Origin of the sequence: Aureitalea sp. L0-47, assembly GCF_026126405.1 — a bacterium.
Classification (GTDB): domain Bacteria; phylum Bacteroidota; class Bacteroidia; order Flavobacteriales; family Flavobacteriaceae; genus Pukyongia.
The window spans coordinates 23,208-42,777 of sequence record NZ_JAFMTQ010000016.1; the positions used below are offsets into that span (position 1 = coordinate 23,208).

Sequence of the window (19,570 nt, forward strand, 5' to 3'; positions counted from 1 at the left end):
CCTGATTGCTATTTCAAAAGTTGACCTACAGGTCGTATTTCACCACGAACATCACAATTCTCGGCAGAACAAAATACTGAGAAGTAGTGTTAAACTGCTCGTTAAAACTGTCGTTATTGGTGAACTCCGTGTCCAGGATGTTCGTCGCCTGAATTGAAAATTCCCAAGGGCTATCGCCTTTCTGGTAATATAGAGTAGAATTAAGGAAGGAATACGTATTGTCTACTGTATTAGCTTCGTTAGTGTAGTTATAATAATCCCAGGTTGCGTTTAGTGAAAAATGCTTGAGGAAATTAATATCCATATTGGCATACGGCCTTTGGGTGTAGAAAGTCTGTTCCAAACCACCATTGTCGTATTGATTCACGGCGAGTCGATAGCCTACTTCAAAATTTGGCCAATCCCTGAAGTTGGAGCGAACACTTGCCCTATACGACTGGGTAAAACTCTCACTTTGCGTGATCGCGTCGTTAATAAGGTTATTCGACTGACTTAATGAGAGGTTTCCATTCAGATTGAATTGGATCTTCTTCACGGTTTTACTGAAACGGAAGAAAGCCGAGTAGGTCTCATCGGGAAAATCGCTGTCGATATTGATGATAGTTCCTACCCTGTTGATCCCCACGATCTGTGAATTGTTTTTGAATCCTTCTATCCTTCGATTGTAGTTCAGAGATGCACTAATATTGGTGTAGTTGAATAGGTTAAAGCTGAAATAAGTAAGTGAATACTGATGAGACATGGCGTTCTCCAGGTTTCGGTTACCACCAAACAAACTGTTATAGTTGTTAAAGATGAGGGCCTCAGCATAGTTGTTTATGTCTGTATATTCGGCAGACATCGCATAATTGAACCGTAGGCTCTCACTTTTCTTAATGTTCCATATTGCGTTGAAATCGGGCAGCAGCATCCAGTCGTTTTGAGTTACAGAAGCACCCAATTGCCGGTTTCTCAAATAGTAGTTGTGAAGCGTTGCACCGGGTGTGAAAATGAACTGTCCTGTTTTGATTTTGTAATGGAGTCCCAGGAATGCATCGGTAAACAGATAAGAAACATCATTCACCAATGGTGTGGTTTCGCCATTCACGGGATTCGTTTGGTTGAGATCCACTTCATTCCCATTATTCAGAATTTGAAAAATGTTTGAGTCGAATTGCTGATGACTGTAAGTGGTACCTAGAGTGAAATTAAGATTACTGGTATTGTTCAGTACATAATAGTAATCGATCTTTCCATCGATCTTGTTGGTCTTCACGTTGCGCTGCTGATTGATGTCAAAACGATTATCCGGCATCACAGGCAGCAGGTTTCTGAAAGGGAGCGAATCTGTGATCGCCTTGTAGAACGGATCCTCATCCTGCCATAGATGTTGAATTTGTCCGGCGAATATGTTCTTATCGTCTAAAGTGTAATAAGCGTTTACATTTTGATTGATTGATACAGGCTGATTTTCCAGCTCTTCCTCAATCTCGTTTAGACCGTCGGGTCCGAAGATCGAAAGGGTATTGTCGTCTTCATTCTGGTTCGATATTTTCCCCAGTACATCGTAATCCAATTGGAAGTCGGCGCTTGGTTTGTACACACTACTAAGCTTTAGCATGGCCAATTGGTTCTGCTGATCGTTTACGCTTTCGGTGGTCTCGGTGAAGCCCGAAGCAATATATTGCCTGATCGAATTATTTACAATATTGGTACTGTTATCCGAAAGAATTGTAAAGCCGCTTAGATCCAATGATTTGCTGGCTCTCCAGCTGAAATTTCCAGCCAGGAATTTGGTTTCTATAGCGTTGGCCCTGTTGTTCTGTGCAACGGCGAAGCCAAGGTCACTCTGACTAATATTGAAATTGGTCCCACCACCCCTGTTGAAGTTTCTGAAGCCACCCGTAAAGTTGAAATAATCCCGCCAGGTGAACGGCACCTCGCCGATATCGTTTAGATCGGTAATGATGTTAATGCTGTATTCGGGGCTGTAATAAAACAGTTTTGGATGCACCAGGTAGCGAGGATCCGTGTTACTGTCGAGTCCGGAACCAGCCGTAACTTCTCCGAACCAGAATTTTTTCTTGCCTTCTTTTAATCTGATGTTAATGGCAACATTGTCCTGATCGTTACCAAGTCCGCGCATCTGGTCTACTTCGTTGTAATTCCTAAGCACCTCCACTTTGTCTACTGCATCCGCCGGAATATTCTTGGTAGCTAGTTTTGAATCCCCATCGAAGAAATCTTTTCCTTCAACCATGACCTTAGTAACAGCCTTCCCTTCCACCTCGATCTCGCCATCATCGTTCACTTCAACTCCCGGAAGCTTCTTCATTACGTCCCCAAGTTTACGTTCATCCCCGGTAGTAAAGGCATCGGTATTGTACACTATGGTATCTCCTTTCACCGTTACTGGCATCTCGTAGACAATTTCCACGCCATCCAGTTCGGTAGAGATCGCTTTCAGCTCGAAATCCACACGCATATTCTCGGCATCTTCTGGTACAGTAAGAGACCGGGTTACTGTTTCAAAACCCAGAAAACTTGCCTTTAAGGAATAGGTTTTTCCTTTGGGTAGGCTCAACTGGAATAATCCCTCCTGGTTGGTGATCCCGTAAGACTCAATGTCTCCGCTATCCTGTACCGTAGCGATCACGTTTGCAAACTCCAGGGGTTTGTTAAGGGTGTCGGTAATAACACCTCGAACTTTTATACTTTGGGCAGTAAGAGTGCTTGCGAACAGCAGAACTGTCGCCAGGGTTAGTAGTCTTCTCATTTAGATTGGTATGTTGTTTATCCTCCGAAACGCCTTCCTCCGCCGCCTCTTCTTCCTCCGCGACCTCGGAAATTCTCACGCATTTCGTCCATTTTTTCTTTTACGATCTTGTTGTATTCTTCCCGGGTAACACCTTTTCCTTTACTAGGAGGAACTATCTCCTCTCGTTCTTTGGGATTGAGGATGATCTTAGAACATAAAAGTGTGGTTCTATGCACATTCAACTCCAGGATCAATCCGGGCAATCCGGCATATTCTCCCGGGCCATTCCCAACAGGGATCTGAGGAGTGAACCATGCCGTCACTTCCACAGTTTTCGGGATCTCTATTTCTTCCCATGGATCTGTGGGTTCTGCATTGGTACTATCTGTGGCCTTTTCTCCTTCTGCTTGCTCACCTTCTTTCTTGTCATCATCATTGTCGCTGTCGCTGTCTCTATTTCTTCGTCTGGCAAGGCTGAAATCATTTTCATCAACAGGTTTCATGGCTGTCGCTTTTATTGCCAGATACTGTCCGATCATCTTCGACTCCTTGGTAACCTGCCAGTCCAGTTTGGTCACCGTATCATTGATAAGAAATTGCTTTCCAAAGAACTCTCTCTCCTCCAGGATCTGGTTTTCAGCAAGATTTTTGTACTGAGCTCCCGGTGAAAAACTTCCCATCATCATTCCGAATCCACGCCCTCCGGGTCCTGCCTCCAGTTTTTCCTGTTCCTTGTAAATGGACTCCTGCCCATTGAACGTTAAGATATATGTTTTCTCCAGGTAGCTTTTCATTCGATCCATGATCTGTCGCTTCATTTCTTCACTCATCTCCCTATTGCCCCATTCGTCCATGTTGACAGTGGTCTTGGATTCGTAATAGGCTACTCCGCTTATGTTTTGGGAAAATGCATTCAGGGTTAGAAATAGAATGAATAGTAAGGATAGTTTTTTCATCACAGGTTGTATTGATTGAATAACAAAGTAAGCGATTACTTCAAAATCCTTAGACAATTTATTGTTAAAAAGGTTTAATGCCTCTCAATAAATATACTATCCACCTATTCGGATCATCATGCGGTTGCCATCTTCACCTCTTCTTCCGGAACTTTCGAATTGCTCCTGCATCTCCTTCATCTTCTTATCCTGGATGGCTCTGAATTCATCCCTGGTCACCACTTTACCTTTCTTAGGCGCCACGATCTCATCTGCTTTTTCCGGGTTTAAAACGATTTTTGAACAAAGGATGGTCTGATCTTCATCACTCACCTCCATGATAAGCCCAGGCAAGCCCCAATAATCATCCGGCCCATGCTGCACCGGAATATCGAGGGTATACCAGGCGGTGGTAGTACGAAGTTTTGTTGTAGTTACAACGCTATCCACTTCACTACTGAACATCTGCTCTTCTACTTCTTCGTTAGAGGTTGCCTTAAAACAGGTGTATTCTCCAATGGACTTTGTCTCTTTTGTAAGTTCCCATTCGCGTTTTTCCGGTTTATCCCTAATAAGGAATGGTTTACTCATGATCTCGGTTTCCCTCACCAGTTTATTCTCCGCGGTATTTCGATAAAGTATGTCCGTATTTCCCGCAACTACAATATTGATTCCTCCTGAAGCCGCTGGGGCGGGCGCATCCAGTTTCTCTACTTCAGTATAAATAGATTCCCTGGAATTGAAATTAAGGGTATATTCCCGCTGAAACTGCTTCCGAAGCTGTGCCTCGATCTGCTTGTGCATTTCGTTGTCCACCATGGATGCACTATCTAACCTAAGGTTCACTTTTCTATCGGTCTTATAAGTCGCCACTCCACGGAAATCCTGGGCAAAAAGTGAAGTGATGAAAAGCGATAAGAGTAAGGTAAGTGTAACTTGAATTTTCATAATTGTCGTATTTCGATTAATGCAATACAAAGATGAATCAACTTAGTGGTAATATGGGTTAAGCAGTGTTAACTAGTGTTAACGCATAGCATACACCTTATAAATACTTCCTACTTTTGAGTCATGAATAACCTGAAATACAAAGGTATATTATATTTCATCGCCCTTGTGATACTGGCCACGCTGTGTATCCAGGGATACTGGAATTATAAGAATTACCAGGCAGGTAAACAGCAACTGATGAACGATGTGCAGACCAGCCTGGACAATGCTGTGGACAGCTACTATACTAATCTCGCAAAATCCAGGTCCTTCAACATCCTTGCAGACAGTATGCATTTCGACCAGAAGCACTGGGTAAATTCCGAGTTTCATGTAAAAGATTCGTTCCCAAGTAATGCGCGCTTCGAGTTGAATGTCACCAAAACTCCCGAGCGACTTTCTCTATTAAGAACAAACAGTGGTAAGGACAGTGGTGATGTTAGAATTACCATCATAGACACACTCAACCCGCAACTCAAGAGGTTCGCATTTAGGGATAGTCTGACTAAGCCTGTTGAATTGCTCTCTTCCAAGATCATCTTGTCATTTCAGGAAGACAGTCTTTCACTAAAGAAAATGGACAGCCTGCTGCTCAACGAATTGAAACGCAAAAATCTAAAGATCGATTACGGACTTACACACAAAGGATTCCTGAACAAGACTCAAAAGCTAAGGCCCAAATTCATCAAAAATGCCAAACTGAGTACTTCCTCTAAATCTGATTTCTCTTTTTATGAAAATTCTCTCACTATCCATTTCAGTAATATCACACTCTCCATACTGAAACGTAACTTCGTTGGGATTCTACTTTCATTTATACTTGTAGCCGGAGTTATAGCCTGTTTGATGTATTTACTGAAAGTAATTCGCCATCAGAAACAACTTTCAGAAGTAAAAAACGACCTGATAAGCAATATTACCCATGAGTTCAAAACACCAATTGCTACCATAGGAGTTGCCATGGAGGCCATACAGGATTTCAATACTGAAAAGGATCCGGAGAAAAACCTTCGCTACGCTAGAATGTCCTTGGAACAGGTGGACAAGCTCAATGGTATGGTAGAAAAATTACTCGAAACCGCAACACTCGACAGTGAGAGCCTTCAGCTTCAGAAGGAAAAAACAGACTTGGTATCAATGCTGGAAAAAGTGACCCTGAAAGAGATCTACGCCACCTCCGGGAAAGTGATCAATTTTGAAAATGAAGCTTCAGAAATATTTTTCAATGTAGATGTTTTCCATTTCGAAAACGCCCTGAACAACGTGATCGACAACGCTGTGAAATACGGCGGAAACACTATCGACGTAAGCGTTCGAAAAAAGGACCATTCAGTAGAGATCAATGTTCACGATAACGGAAACAGCCTTTCCGAGCAGCATAAAAAGCATATTTTTGAGAAGTTCTATCGGGTGCCGAAAGGAAATACACATGATGTTAAGGGCTTTGGTATCGGGTTGTATTACACCCGTAAGATCATAGAAAAACATGGTGGAAAGATAGAACTCGACCTGAAGCACGGTACCAATTTTAAAATTGTACTTCCGAATGAACAATAAAACCAGGATACTGTTAGCAGAAGATGAGCCTTCCCTGGGTCAGATCGTTAAGGAAAGCCTTGAAAGCAGGGGATACGATGTGATTCTTTGTTCGGATGGGAAGGAAGCAGAATCCAAATACCACGAGACAGAACCTCATTTACTGGTCCTGGATGTTATGATGCCTAAAAAAGACGGTTTTACACTGGCCAAGGACATCAGGAGCCAGGATACCGAAATTCCCATCATTTTTCTTACCGCCAAATCCCAAACCCGTGATGTGGTAGAGGGATTCACCCTTGGAGGTAATGATTACCTGAAGAAACCATTCAGCATGGAGGAACTCATTGTTCGCATTGAAAACCTGCTGAATACCAAACGTACAGACAAAAACGAGACGGAGAGTAGTATTGGTAACTACATCTTTAATTCGAAAAAGCAGTCGCTTCAGTATAAAGATGAAGACGCAGTGGCCCTAACCTACCGTGAGTCTCAGTTGTTATTTCACCTATATGTGAATCGAAACGAAGTACTGGACCGTTCCTTTATTCTGAAGAAGCTCTGGCACGACGACGATTTTTTCAGTGCTCGGAGTATGGATGTGTTCATTAGCCGACTTCGGAAAAAACTAAAACAGGATGAAACAGTGCAGATCGTCAATGTTCGAGGGTTCGGGTATAAACTAATCTGCTGATTTCTACGTTGCTTTTTGTATATTGTCGTATATGAAAAGCCTTGCCTTTTTATTCCTGTTCTTATGTCTGTCAGCCACTGCCCAAACCCTGACAAAAGTAGATTCCATTCCCCTGGATGCCGAAGCTTTCGTAGGTAAGGATTCGTATCAGAACCTATATTACATAAAAGATATGGTCTTGCATAAAACAGGACCGCTGGGCGATTTTGTCTTCAGGGATTATCAATTGGGACCACCGGCCTCAGTTGATATTATAAATCCCTTGAACGTTGTCGTTTACTACGAAGAGGCCAACACGGTAGTAAGGGTAGACAATCGTCTGAACGAACTGGAGCGGATCAATTTCAATACCGTTGAAGATTTCGTGAACATTGGTGCCGCGAGGAATGCCGGGAATAACAGGCTCTGGGTATTCAATATTGACACCCAACAACTCGAACTCTACAATTACAGAAGTGGATCGAGGCTTCCTATTTCACAACCTATTTCGGAGGAAGTCATCGGACTAGCCAATGATTTTAACTATTGCTATGTTCTTACTTCTGAATCCATTCAGAAATACAATGTATACGGAAGCTTCTTGTCTGAATCGGGCGCTGAAAATTTTGAGAAAATTGTTCAGCAAAACGAATGGCTGTTTGCCTTAAAAGAAGGTATACTGTACCTTGAGGCCAAGTTGGATGAAGACACTATAATCTTACTTAATCCGATAAATCCCCCAATCCCCGAAAACCCCATTCTAGACTTGCAGCTTACCCAAGATTTCCTGTATATTTATGACGGAAATTTCGTCCAGGCTTATACACTAACCAAACCCAAGCAATAATAGCTATGCACGTCGCAATTGCAGGAAACATCGGTTCAGGAAAAACCACGCTTACAAGGCTACTCTCCAAACACTACAAATGGAAGGCACATTATGAAGATGTAGAGGACAATCCCTATCTGGACGATTTTTACAACCAGATGGCACGTTGGAGTTTTAACCTTCAGGTGTATTTCCTCAATAGCAGGTTCCGCCAATTGCTCGATATACGTGAAAGCGGCAAGAATATCATCCAGGACAGAACGATCTACGAGGACGCATATATTTTTGCACCCAACCTTCACGCTATGGGATTGATGACAAACCGTGACTTTGAAAATTATCGATCACTTTTCGATCTGATGGAAAGTGTTACAAAAGGTCCGGACCTACTCATTTACCTTAGAAGTTCCATTCCAAACCTCGTTCAGCAGATTCATGCAAGAGGAAGAGAATATGAAAATTCTATAAGTATTGACTATCTAAGCCGTCTGAACGAACGCTACGAGGCATGGATACAGCAATACGATAAAGGCAACCTCATCGTCCTGGACGTGGATAACATAAATTTCGTTGATAATCCGGAACATTTGGGAGAAGTAATTGAAAAGATCGACGCCGAAATACACGGTTTATTTCAGGATTAAATAAAAACAACGCATAAAAAAACCCGGACTAAACGCCCGGGTTTTTATTTTATTTGAAGTTGATTACAAATTCTCCTCAACTTCTTCAATCACTTCATTGATTACTTTCTCACCTTTTTCGATGTTAATATCAACATCTTTATAGGCTTCGATCTGAGCTTTCACTTCTTCCTCAGTGCCAGTGAACGTTTTAGTTTCTGAATTGGTCTCACCATCTTTAGTAGTTTTGATAGTAACGTTTGCAGTTACTTCCTCACCTTCAGTTGACATCTCAACCATTACTTCTTTCTTAACTTCAGATTTTTCACCAACCCATTTATTGGCTTCCTTATCGGTTAGGACAGTTTTATTGCCATCCGCATCGATAAACACCATTTCCTGATCGGCATCCATATTCTTAGCGTGATCACTCCCGTGGCCTTCTCCTAAGATTGGAGCAATTACAAGACCAACAAGACAAGTTAACTTAATAAGGATATTCATAGAAGGACCTGAAGTATCTTTAAAAGGATCACCTACGGTATCACCGGTAACAGCAGCTTTGTGTGCGTCACTTCCCTTGTATGTCATTTCTCCGTCGATCATCACACCAGCTTCGAAGGATTTCTTAGCGTTGTCCCAGGCACCTCCGGCGTTGTTCTGGAAGATCGCCCACATCACACCGCTCACACAAACTCCGGCCATATAACCACCTAATGGTTCCGGTCCGAAGAACAATCCAACAAGAACAGGAGTCACAATGGTCAATAATCCTGGGAGCAGCATTTCTCTTAATGCTGCTTTTGTTGAAATATCAACACATTTCGCGTATTCAGGAGTACCTGTACCTTCCATGATACCGGGGATCTCTTTAAACTGGCGACGTACTTCTTTTACCATTTCCATGGCTGCTTTCCCTACCGACTTCATTGCCAGGGCTGAGAACACCACAGGAATCATACCTCCCACAAACAGCATAGCCAATACATCGGCACGGAAAATATTAATACCATCGATTCCAGTGAAGGTAACGTAAGCGGCGAAAAGCGCTAAAGCGGTTAAGGCTGCAGATGCAATAGCAAATCCTTTACCAACTGCTGCAGTTGTATTTCCTACGGAATCCAAAATATCTGTACGCTCACGAACGTGAGGTTCCAATTCGCTCATTTCAGCAACACCACCTGCATTATCGGCAATAGGCCCGAAGGCATCGATAGCAAGCTGCATAGCTGTAGTCGCCATCATGGCTGAAGCAGCCAAAGCAACCCCGTAGAATCCAGCTAATTCATATGAACCGTAGATAGCAGCTGCAAATAGCAACACGCTCCAGAATGTAGATTTCATTCCAACTGCAAGTCCGGCTATAATATTAGTGGCCGCTCCCGTAGATGAATTCTTCACGATATCGAGAACAGGTTTTTTACCCAAACTCGTATAGTGAGCCGTTACAAAAGAGATCAATGCTCCAACTGCTAACCCGATCATACAGGAATAGAAAACATGACGAGACGGAATCTCCTTCAAACCTTCACCGAAGAAATTAAGCGACATGGTTTCCGGTAGCATCCAGCGGATCAGGAACCATGAGGCGATCAACGTAAGGATGATCGCAGTCCAGTTACCGAGGTCAAGCGCTCTCTGAACCTGAGCTTCCCTGGCGTCGTTATTCTTTATTTTTACTATTAAGGTACCAACTATAGAGGCTAGTATACCAACTCCGGCAATTACCAAAGGAAGAAGGATGGGCCCCATATTGTTGAAGGCATCCGTAAATTGTGCACCCACGCTCATGTCGCGGATCACATAGTTACCTAATACCATGGATGCAAGTACCGTTGCTACGTAACTACCGAAAAGATCGGCACCCATACCGGCTACATCTCCTACGTTGTCACCAACGTTATCTGCGATAGTAGCAGGGTTACGAGGATCGTCTTCAGGAATACCCGCTTCAACTTTACCTACAAGATCGGCTCCTACGTCGGCAGCCTTAGTGTAGATACCTCCACCTACACGGGCAAAAAGCGCAATACTTTCAGCACCTAATGAGAAACCGGCAAGCGCTTCCAGCACCACTGTCATATTATCGTAAAAGGAACCATCATTACCCATAAACTGTCCCACGAAGAAAAGGAAGAACAAACTGAGTCCTAATACAGCAAGTCCTGCAACTCCAAGCCCCATAACCGTTCCACCACCAAAAGATACTTTTAATGCCTTAGGTAAGCTGGTTTTAGCGGCTTCCGCTGTTCTCGTATTAGCTTCAGTAGCTACACGCATCCCGATATTACCCGCAGATGCAGAAAAGATCGCCCCGAAGATAAATGCCGGTACGATCATCCAGCTTGTAGATTCAACCTGGGTAGAGATAAAAAAGAGCAATCCAGCGGCTACGACCGCGAAGATCAATAGTAAGCGATACTCTGCATTCAGGAAAGCAAGTGCTCCATCTTTAATACTCTTGGAAATAAATTGCATTCGCTCACTTCCGGCTGCTTGTTTCTTAACCCAACTCATTTTCACCAACATGAATAACAAGCCCAGCACAGACAAGGCGATAGGTACATAGATAATGTTCTGTTCCATTATAGTCTTTTTAGTTAGAAATCTCTTTCTTTTTTGCGGTTGCAAAAGTAAGAAAATTTTCGAGGGTTGATAGGATAAATCAGATGTTTTTAAAACGAAAACCCAAAGGTCCCTGTCACCCCGAACCTACGCGCATCGGGGTTGTCGAGGTAATTTCCGCGGAAGTTGAAATCGAGACGGAAAATGCGGAAGATGTTTCCTACTCCAACACTCCACTCCCAATAGATATCCTCGGGAGCCTGAAGCATTAGCGTATTAGGAGCATTCAGCGCTATGTTTTCGTCGGAAATAGTTCCGTAAGCAGCCCTGAATCCCACCACTTCCCGTAGGTCAAGATCCCGCAATAGCGGCACTCGAGAAAAGATCCTTCCACCGAAATTGTGCTGTAAGTGAAGGCTCGCATAACTATCTGTTACGAATTCATAGAAATCAAGATTCGTAAAGGCGTTGTAAATACTGAAAAGTGTCTGGTTGCCGGGAATCGGACTCAACAGCCCAAGCGGAACGGGATCGTAGATCTTGCCAACCTCTATAGTACTCCAAAGACGGCCAATCCCACCAATATTCCAGGGTTGTGTATATAACGCCTGAAGTTTGTTGTATTCAAAATCCCCTCCTAATACGTCCTTTAAGCCGTAGGTATAACCCAGGTAAAAGGAAGGAAAATCTCCATCGTTAATAATGGTTCGTTCTACCCCGTAGCCAGATGTCTTTCGTTTGGGAGTATAGAAGATCGCAAATTCGATCTCCGGCTGGGAGATCTCACTTTGAACTACACCATCTTCATCCAGGTAGTCCAGGCTAAATGTATCTGTAGCCGATTCAAGCGTGCGATATGAACCGGTAACCTGGAATTTCAGGTTTTTGGCCGGCTCCATGCTGAAACCTGCCGTACTCAGGTTTATTCGTGAGAGCTTGTCATTAGCACCTACTGTAATAAGCGCAGAAGATGCTAGGCTACGGCCTAAGACATCGTTACTGGTGGTTAGACTGGCACCGGTTTGTTCTACGTCCTTTCTATTCCCGCCGAAAATGGTGAGCCTGGATTTTCGGTCGAGCAGCCATTTTCCCGAAACACCGTATTTAAACCGTTCGTCTCTAAATCCGTACGCACCGAATGCTTCGATCCGCCAGGGGTCGTTCTGACTAAAATAGGTCCTTCCACCCAGCCGAATCCTCATTCCTTCAGCTTCATTAAAGCCGAATACAGAAAACACAGGTCCGATATCAAAATTTCCAACCTCATAATATCCGGAAGCCAATGTGGAAGCTATATTGTACAGAGACTTGAACCTGGGTATGGTCTTTAACGTATCCAGCATTTTATAAACACCTTTTTCATCTTTACTAAGACTTTCCATTCTGCGTTCATCCCAGAATTCATCCGGCCTGTTGTAGATCTCGTAGGCATAGGGATCGGTTTGTTCACCGTAGAATTTCTTGTCCTTTTCAATATCGAACTCGTAATTATCGTACAAGGTAGTTCGCTTTCCGTAGATCCCCCTGGCACCTTCTTTTTTCTTTAAACTGAAGTCGGAAAGAAAATAATCCCGCGTAATAAGGAAGATTGAATCATTGAGTACATCGAATTCCTGCTCGATATACACTTCCCGCACCCAATTCAGGTTTGCACTCTTGGAAGCCTGTAGATTTATCTCCTTGATCGCCCAGGTCGTATCATTTACCCAAAAATCACCCTTAAAGGTAAGTTCGTTCTTTCGGCGAGGGTAATAGACAATATTGTAACACCACTTATTATCCCGGTACGCGCTGTCCAACAGCACATAATTATATACGTCTATCCCTGTTTTCGACAGTGGACTGGTAAAGGCCTTATCGAAGAACTTCATATAATTATCGTAGACATCATACTCCTTGTAGAGGTCTTTGATAAAAGCGATAAGTGTTTGATTGTTTTCGAAGCCCGAGTTTTTGTTTCCTTCGAGCATCTCCTTTTCATTATTGAGCAGGTTGTCTCCATAGACCTTGGAATAAGCCTCATTAATGAATATGGGCAAGTAACTATTACCGGTGATGTTGGAGGTGTCGATCTGCTCCCAGACGAACTCCATTCCTTTGAAAACTTTACTCTTTATTAGTCCTGAATCGATGGTATTAAGATCGAATTCGAGTTTTTCGTATTTATCGTACTGATATTGGTTGAATTTTTTAACTCCGTTCTCCCTCCGATTTTCCCATATCTTCCGAAGGATCACAAGTGCCGGATTATCTTTTTTTGAAGTTTTCCCGCTATATACCACTACCTCATCCAGGCTATCGACGGATTCTTTCAATACTATGGTAAGATCGTAGGTAGTCTTTTTGGATAGTTCAATTGTAAGTAATTCATACCCCACAAAACTCACCCACAGGGCATCAAAATCTTCACTACTTTCGAGGTAGAACCTACCATCTTCATTGGAAATAGTACCCTCGTTCGAATCTTTGAAGATCACATTTGCGAATGCCACAGGATCACCGTATTCATCTTTCACTAAACCGCTTACCTTTGTTTGGGAAAAGGCAGAAATTGATGCGAGAAAAAGAAAAGCGAGTAGAAGCTTTTTCATAAGTAGGAAACGCATGGCTGGCGAAAAAATTTTAGAATTTTTCGGAAATGCAAAGAAACAATAAATAGAAGGAAATGTATTAATTGAAATCACAAAAAACAATTAACAAACCACAAATAAATTCCAAAAGCCAAGAAGTTTGTTACTTTGATTTTTCAACTATGGCTGAAAGAATTTTCTTTAACTCCTGTCCTTCCCGAATCAAGGACGAAAGCTCCGAGTCTGACTCTAGTCTATTTGTTCCTGATATCAAACGAAGCCAGTATACACTTTCTTTTGCCTCCTTTCGACTTAATCGAATTATATATAAGAAGTCCTTCCTGCTTACAGCTTCATTTGCTTCAATATAATTTGCTCCTACCGATCCTGAAGATCGAATAAGTTGTTTAGAATCTTCACGATTAGAAATTGTTCCTGGCAACTTAACAATGAACTGTCTAACGTTCTTGGCGAATAATAGAGTCCTTTCCTCCAGATTGAAGGGTTTTCTTTTCGAGTTGTCCATTTCCCGTATATCTAATTTTGGGAGTTAGAACTTGAAATTTGAGAGTTATTTGATATTTGGAGCTTGTGATTTGGGATTTATGCAAGTAGAGATCTACTTGTACATAACCTTCTTCACTGCTTTAATAACATCGTTACTATTTGGCAACCATTCTGCCAAAAGTACCGGTGAATAAGGCGCCGGAGTATCACCCGTATTTAGCTTAACAACCGGTGCGTCCAGGTAGTCGAAGGCCTGCGTCTGAACCTGGTAAGCTATTTCTGTAGCAACATTACCAAATGGCCAAGCTTCTTCAAGTACTACCAGCCTATTGGTTTTCTTTACTGAATCGATGATAGTTTTGTGATCCATCGGTCTAACAGTTCGCAGATCGATGATCTCGCACTCAATACCTTCCTTGGTAAGCTCATCGGCTGCTTTGTAGGCTTCTTTGATGATCTTTCCGAAGGAAACAATCGTAACGTCGGTTCCTTCTCGCTTTATTTCAGCGACACCTAAAGGAATCAGATATTCACCTTCAGGCACTTCCCCTTTATCACCATACATCTGCTCACTTTCCATAAAGATGACCGGATCGTCATCGCGGATGGAACTTTTCAATAGACCCTTTGCATCGGCAGGATTACTGGGAACCACTACTTTAAGACCGGGACAGTTGGCGTACCAGCTTTCAAAGGCCTGGGAGTGGGTTGCTGCCAATTGTCCAGCTGAAGCCGTTGGACCTCTGAAAACCATAGGAATATTAAACTGACCACCACTCATCTGCCGCATTTTGGCAGCGTTATTTATGATCTGGTCGATACCTACCAATGAAAAGTTAAAGGTCATGAATTCGATAATGGGACGATTTCCGTTCATTGCACTACCCACACCAATTCCGGCAAAACCAAGTTCAGAAATCGGTGTATCGATCACACGCTTTGGTCCAAACTCATCCAACATCCCTTTACTGGCTTTATAGGCACCGTTGTATTCGGCTACCTCCTCACCCATAAGATAAATGGATTCGTCGCGGCGCATCTCTTCAGTCATGGCTTCGCATATCGCTTCACGGAATTGTATCGTCTTCATACCTGTGTTCTCGAATTATTTCAGAATGACAAAAATAACACAAATATTATTTTCAGATACACAATATTGTTAAAAACCGCCGCATTCCAAAGCCATCTGTTAATTGGGCAATTTCTCAAGTCCTGCGTTTTGAGTTAAAATTTTTATTATGCATGCATAGGAGTTTTACGAATATAGTTGTATCTTCGTAAGCGCAAAAAACGGGAGCGTATTTGCGCTATATTTGCCCGGAATTTTCAACACAAAAAAAGATTTTATGAAGATAGCAGTGTGCATTAGCCATGTGCCGGACACCACCTCTAAGATCAACTTCACGGATGGTGATACTAAATTCGATACGAACGGAGTTCAGTTCGTGATCAATCCAAACGATGAATTTGGCCTTACTCGGGCCATGTGGTTCAAAGAAAAGCAGGGAGCAACCGTGCATGTATTAAACGTGGGGGGACCGGAAACCGAACCTACTCTTAGAAAAGCCCTTGCCATAGGAGCCGATGAGGCGATTCGAGTGAATACAGCCGCTACCGACGGATTTTCTGTAGCAAAACAGCTGGCGAATATTATCTCGGAAGGCGGATACGACCTGGTAATAGCAGGGCGCGAATCCATCGATTATAACGGCGGAATGGTGCCCGGAATGATCGCTAAATTAAATGGGGCGAATTTCGTCAATACTTGTATCGGACTCGAAGTTGAAGGATACGGTGTCACAGCTGTTCGTGAGATCGATGGCGGAAAAGAAACTATAAAAACCAGCCTTCCCCTGGTAATCGGCGGACAAAAAGGACTGGTTGAGGAGAGTGATCTTCGTATCCCGAATATGAGAGGGATCATGCAGGCACGATCAAAACCACTACATGTAAAAGAGCCGGTTGACGCCAATACTGAAACCAAAGCGGTTTCTTTTGAAAAACCAGCACCTAAGGGAGCTGTAAAATTGGTCGACAATGTTAATGACCTCGTTAACCTATTACACAACGAAGCAAAAGTGATTTAAAAATGGTACTAGTATATACAGAATCAGAAGGAGGAAAATTTAAAAAGATCGCACACGAAGCGGTCTCTTACGCGAAAGGTGTTGCAGATATGCTGGGTACCGGTGTTACAGCAGTATCTATAAATGCTACGGATGCGTCCGAACTGGGAACTTTCGGAGCTTCCAAAGTACTTAACCTAGAAAACGATACGCTCAACAATTTTAATGCCGAAGCCTATGCAGGAATTGTTTCTGAAGCTGCCAAGGCAGAAGGCGCACAGGTAGTTATACTCACCTCAAGTGCGAACAGTAAATTCATTGCGCCACTGGTTGCAGTGAATCTGAATGCCGGCTATGTTGCTAACGTAACCGAATTACCCGGAAGTGCCTCACCATTCACGGTGAAACACAGTGTGTTCACAAACAAAGCCTTTGCAAACACCGAGATCAATACAGACGTCAAAGTTATCGGCCTAGCTAAGAACACCTATGGTGTGAATGAAAATCCAACAACAACCGAGGTATCTTCATTTAGCGCTGAAATTTCGATGGGAGGAAACGAATTGGTTTCTGTGGATAAAGCTTCAGACAAAGTAACCATCGCCGACGCCGAGATCGTAGTTTCCGCCGGTCGTGGAATGAAAGGCCCGGAAAACTGGGGATTGATCGAGGAATTAGCCGAAACCTTAGGTGCAGCAACCGCCTGCTCTAAACCGGTAAGTGATATGGGCTGGAGGCCTCACTCCGAACACGTAGGACAGACTGGAAAGCCAGTGGCTTCAAATCTGTACATCGCAATCGGTATCTCGGGTGCCATTCAGCACCTGGCAGGAATCAACGCTTCCAAAGTAAAAGTTGTGATCAATAACGATCCCGAGGCTCCTTTCTTTAAAGCAGCCGACTACGGAATCGTAGGTGATGCCTTCGAAGTGGTTCCGCAATTGACAGAAAAATTAAAAGCGTTTAAAGCTCAAAACGCATAAATTTTAGTAATTTGTGCCTTGAAAAAGGGCTGTTTAAATAAGTAAATCCCTTGTTTAAACAGCCTTTTATTATCTTATAGATTTGTTGCTGAAATGAGCTTAGTACGGCTGAACATAAAAGGTATATCGTATAGTCAGACACAAAACGGTGCATATGCCTTAATCCTTAGTGAAGTAGACGGTGATCGTAAACTACCGATCGTCATTGGAGCCTTTGAGGCGCAGAGCATTGCAATCGCCCTTGAAAAAGAGATAAAACCACCAAGGCCCTTAACTCACGACCTCTTTAAGAACTTTGCCGATCACTTCGACATAGTCGTGAAACAGGTCATTATCCATAAACTTGTGGACGGTGTTTTCTATTCCAGCATTATTTGTGAAAGGGAGACCATAGAAGAGATCATAGATGCACGCACCAGTGACGCGATTGCGCTGGCGCTTCGTTTCAAAGCGCCGATCTTCACTTACAAGAACATCCTCGATAAAGCAGGAATTTACCTGAAAACTCAAAAGAAAACAGAAGACATTTCCGTGGAAGAAGAAGCCGTGATAGAGGAATTGTTGACTGGTGACGATAAGGAATCAATCACTCCTCAGGGTGGGGAAGATTTCAGTGGTTATAGCATGAAGGAATTGAACGAAATGCTGGACCAGGCCGTAGCCAATGAAAATTACGAAAAAGCCGCTGCGATACGAGACGAAATTTCCAAAAGGTAATCCCGCCATGCGCGCACTATCCATTCTCTTTTTTTTTCTGTTTTCCTTCGGAACGCTATTCGCACAGGAAATCGAACAGAGATGGAAGTTTACTTCTATTGAAAACGAAGAAGGACAATCGCTGGTACCAGTAAACCCGGAAGTTGATTTTATCACCTTTAGCGATGGAAAATTCACCTACGAACTCGCCGCCAAGGATAGTCTGAAAGCCTCTGGAGACTATATCCTTCAAAATAAATTATTAGTCTTTTTCTACGACCATCCCAACGATACCATTCGTCGATATCGTATCACACAACATACCGACAGTACCCTGGTATTTACAGAAAATCAAGTTCGTTACGTATACGAAGCCGCCGATGGCAAGTTGGAAACAGCTATAATTTCAAAAGAGAATAAACGAATAGCTATCGATCCTTCCAAAGGCATGGGCATAACCTTTAACAGTGTTCTTAGAGGAGCATTGGGTATGATTTTTCTGTTACTCGTATGCTATCTGCTAAGCAGTAATCGCAGGCAGATCAATTGGCGTCTGGTTCTTACAGGTCTAATACTTCAGCTTGGTTTTGCGGTGCTCGTGCTTAAAGTTCCTTTTATCGCGACCATTTTTGAGTGGTTTTCCGAAAAAGTAGTGGCCTTCCTGGCACTGGCCGACGTAGGAGCGAATTTCGTTCTGGGGGCCTGGCCGGACCTGGCGGAGATCTTCCAGGTGCGCATTGATGAAAACGGTGAGGTTGTCAAGGAATCCTTTACCATTGGTTATATTTTCGCTTTTAAAGTACTCCCTACAATTGTATTTTTCTCTGCTTTCACTTCCCTGCTCTATTACCTGGGGATTCTTCAGAAGATAGTTTATGGTTTTGCGTGGGTGATGAGCAAGACCATGCGTCTTTCCGGTGCAGAAAGTCTTGCGGCCGCAGCGAATATTTTTATCGGACAAACCGAAGCACCCCTGGTAGTTAAACCCTATCTGGAAAAAATGACCAAAAGTGAGATGCTCTGCCTTATGGTGGGAGGCATGGCAACCATTGCCGGAGGAGTGTTAGCTGCCTTTATAGCATTCCTTGGCGGTGACAGTGATGCAGAAAGGGTGATCTTTGCCAAACATTTGCTTACCGCTTCTATCATGTCGGCACCTGCTGCCATAATTATCGCCAAAATGCTGTATCCTGAAGTACAGACAGTAAATACCTCCTTGAATATTTCAAGAGACAAAATAGGATCGAATGTACTGGATGCTATTTCCAAAGGAACCACAGATGGCGTAAAACTTGCTGTGAATGTTGGGGCAATGCTCCTGGTTTTCACATCCCTAATGGCAGTACTGAACTGGATCTCGGCCGATCTTATCGGCTCGGCTACCGGTTTGAACGATAAAATTGCTGAAGCTACCAGTGGGCGATATGAAGAATTATCGATGCAATACCTCCTTGGAAATATCTTCGCACCCGTGGCCTGGATAATCGGAGTGCCTGCCGAAGATATCACAGTAGTGGGGCAACTCCTGGGAGAAAAGACCATCCTGAACGAATTCTTCGCCTATGCCACCCTGAGTGACCTCAAGAATACCGGCGCTATCACCAACTATCGATCTATCGTAATTGCCACCTACGCCCTTTGCGGGTTTGCCAATTTTGCCTCTATCGGAATCCAGATTGGTGGAATCGGGGTACTGGCGCCGTCACAGCGAAAAGTACTGGCTGCTTTCGGAGTTAAGGCACTAATTGGAGGAACGGTCGCGGCCTTGCTTACTGCTACCATAGCCGGAATGCTGATAGGTTAAAATTCCGAATAAAAACCGTTGATAACTTATAATAAAAGAAGCGATCAAGGGTTCTT

15 protein-coding genes are annotated in these 19,570 nt (G+C 43.2%); 8 read left to right on the forward strand and 7 right to left on the reverse strand.

Annotation, left to right across the window (positions count from 1 at the left end; all coding sequences use genetic code 11):
• Nucleotides 1-25: 25 nt before the first annotated feature.
• The 3 genes from J1N09_RS13470 to J1N09_RS13480 all read right to left on the reverse strand — a co-directional run bounded on the left by J1N09_RS13470 (nucleotide 26) and on the right by J1N09_RS13480 (nucleotide 4,620).
• Entirely contained in the window at nucleotides 26-2,755 is a 2,730-nt protein-coding gene (locus tag J1N09_RS13470; RefSeq protein ID WP_265200755.1) for a carboxypeptidase regulatory-like domain-containing protein, read from the reverse strand.
• Nucleotides 2,756-2,772: 17 nt separating this feature from the next.
• Complete coding sequence (locus tag J1N09_RS13475) at nucleotides 2,773-3,693, reverse strand: GLPGLI family protein (protein WP_265200756.1); 921 nt, start codon at nucleotides 3,691-3,693, stop codon at nucleotides 2,773-2,775.
• Between the two features lie 96 nt (nucleotides 3,694-3,789).
• Nucleotides 3,790-4,620, reverse strand: coding sequence for a GLPGLI family protein (locus J1N09_RS13480; RefSeq protein WP_265200757.1), 831 nt, complete (start codon nucleotides 4,618-4,620; stop codon nucleotides 3,790-3,792).
• A gap of 123 nt (nucleotides 4,621-4,743) precedes the next feature.
• Here J1N09_RS13480 and J1N09_RS13485 point away from each other — a divergent pair, with 123 nt between their 5' ends.
• From J1N09_RS13485 to J1N09_RS13500, 4 genes are read left to right on the forward strand one after another with little or no spacing between them, the layout of a single operon-like run.
• Nucleotides 4,744-6,219 carry a sensor histidine kinase gene (locus J1N09_RS13485; RefSeq protein ID WP_265200758.1) on the forward strand — a complete coding sequence of 492 codons (1,476 nt, stop codon included), beginning with the start codon at nucleotides 4,744-4,746 and terminating at the stop codon, nucleotides 6,217-6,219.
• A complete protein-coding gene (locus J1N09_RS13490) occupies nucleotides 6,209-6,892 on the forward strand; it encodes a response regulator transcription factor (RefSeq protein WP_265200759.1) in 684 nt (227 codons plus the stop codon). The genes J1N09_RS13485 and J1N09_RS13490 overlap by 11 nt, the downstream gene beginning before the upstream one ends.
• 31 nt (nucleotides 6,893-6,923) lie before the next feature.
• The gene (locus J1N09_RS13495) at nucleotides 6,924-7,718 is read left to right on the forward strand and encodes a hypothetical protein (RefSeq protein WP_265200760.1); all 795 of its coding nucleotides are present in this window, start codon (nucleotides 6,924-6,926) and stop codon (nucleotides 7,716-7,718) included.
• 5 nt (nucleotides 7,719-7,723) lie between these two features.
• Nucleotides 7,724-8,344 carry a deoxynucleoside kinase gene (locus J1N09_RS13500; RefSeq protein WP_265200761.1) on the forward strand — a complete coding sequence of 207 codons (621 nt, stop codon included), beginning with the start codon at nucleotides 7,724-7,726 and terminating at the stop codon, nucleotides 8,342-8,344.
• Between the two features lie 63 nt (nucleotides 8,345-8,407).
• Here the strand turns inward: J1N09_RS13500 and J1N09_RS13505 are convergent, their stop codons facing one another.
• The 4 genes from J1N09_RS13505 to J1N09_RS13520 form a co-directional block, all read right to left on the reverse strand.
• Nucleotides 8,408-10,909 carry a sodium-translocating pyrophosphatase gene (locus J1N09_RS13505; protein WP_265200762.1) on the reverse strand — a complete coding sequence of 834 codons (2,502 nt, stop codon included), beginning with the start codon at nucleotides 10,907-10,909 and terminating at the stop codon, nucleotides 8,408-8,410.
• An 89-nt stretch (nucleotides 10,910-10,998) separates the two neighbouring features.
• Nucleotides 10,999-13,479, reverse strand: coding sequence for a DUF5686 and carboxypeptidase-like regulatory domain-containing protein (locus J1N09_RS13510; protein ID WP_265200763.1), 2,481 nt, complete (start codon nucleotides 13,477-13,479; stop codon nucleotides 10,999-11,001).
• A 142-nt stretch (nucleotides 13,480-13,621) separates the two neighbouring features.
• Nucleotides 13,622-13,984, reverse strand: coding sequence for a four helix bundle protein (locus tag J1N09_RS13515; RefSeq protein WP_265200764.1), 363 nt, complete (start codon nucleotides 13,982-13,984; stop codon nucleotides 13,622-13,624).
• 93 nt (nucleotides 13,985-14,077) lie between these two features.
• The gene (locus tag J1N09_RS13520) at nucleotides 14,078-15,055 is read right to left on the reverse strand and encodes a pyruvate dehydrogenase complex E1 component subunit beta (protein WP_265200765.1); all 978 of its coding nucleotides are present in this window, start codon (nucleotides 15,053-15,055) and stop codon (nucleotides 14,078-14,080) included.
• A gap of 256 nt (nucleotides 15,056-15,311) precedes the next feature.
• Between J1N09_RS13520 and J1N09_RS13525 the strand changes: the two genes are divergently transcribed.
• From J1N09_RS13525 to J1N09_RS13540, 4 genes are all read left to right on the forward strand, one after another.
• The gene (locus tag J1N09_RS13525; protein ID WP_265200766.1) at nucleotides 15,312-16,052 is read left to right on the forward strand and encodes an electron transfer flavoprotein subunit beta/FixA family protein; all 741 of its coding nucleotides are present in this window, start codon (nucleotides 15,312-15,314) and stop codon (nucleotides 16,050-16,052) included.
• Nucleotides 16,053-16,054: 2 nt separating this feature from the next.
• On the forward strand, nucleotides 16,055-17,014 hold the full coding sequence (locus J1N09_RS13530) for an electron transfer flavoprotein subunit alpha/FixB family protein (RefSeq protein WP_265200767.1): 960 nt from the start codon (nucleotides 16,055-16,057) through the stop codon (nucleotides 17,012-17,014).
• Between the two features lie 93 nt (nucleotides 17,015-17,107).
• Nucleotides 17,108-17,731 carry a bifunctional nuclease family protein gene (locus J1N09_RS13535; RefSeq protein ID WP_265200768.1) on the forward strand — a complete coding sequence of 208 codons (624 nt, stop codon included), beginning with the start codon at nucleotides 17,108-17,110 and terminating at the stop codon, nucleotides 17,729-17,731.
• Nucleotides 17,679-19,514 (forward strand): nucleoside transporter C-terminal domain-containing protein, encoded by a 1,836-nt coding sequence (locus J1N09_RS13540; RefSeq protein WP_265200769.1) that lies wholly within the window; start codon nucleotides 17,679-17,681, stop codon nucleotides 19,512-19,514. The genes J1N09_RS13535 and J1N09_RS13540 overlap by 53 nt, the downstream gene beginning before the upstream one ends.
• Nucleotides 19,515-19,570 lie beyond the last annotated feature (56 nt).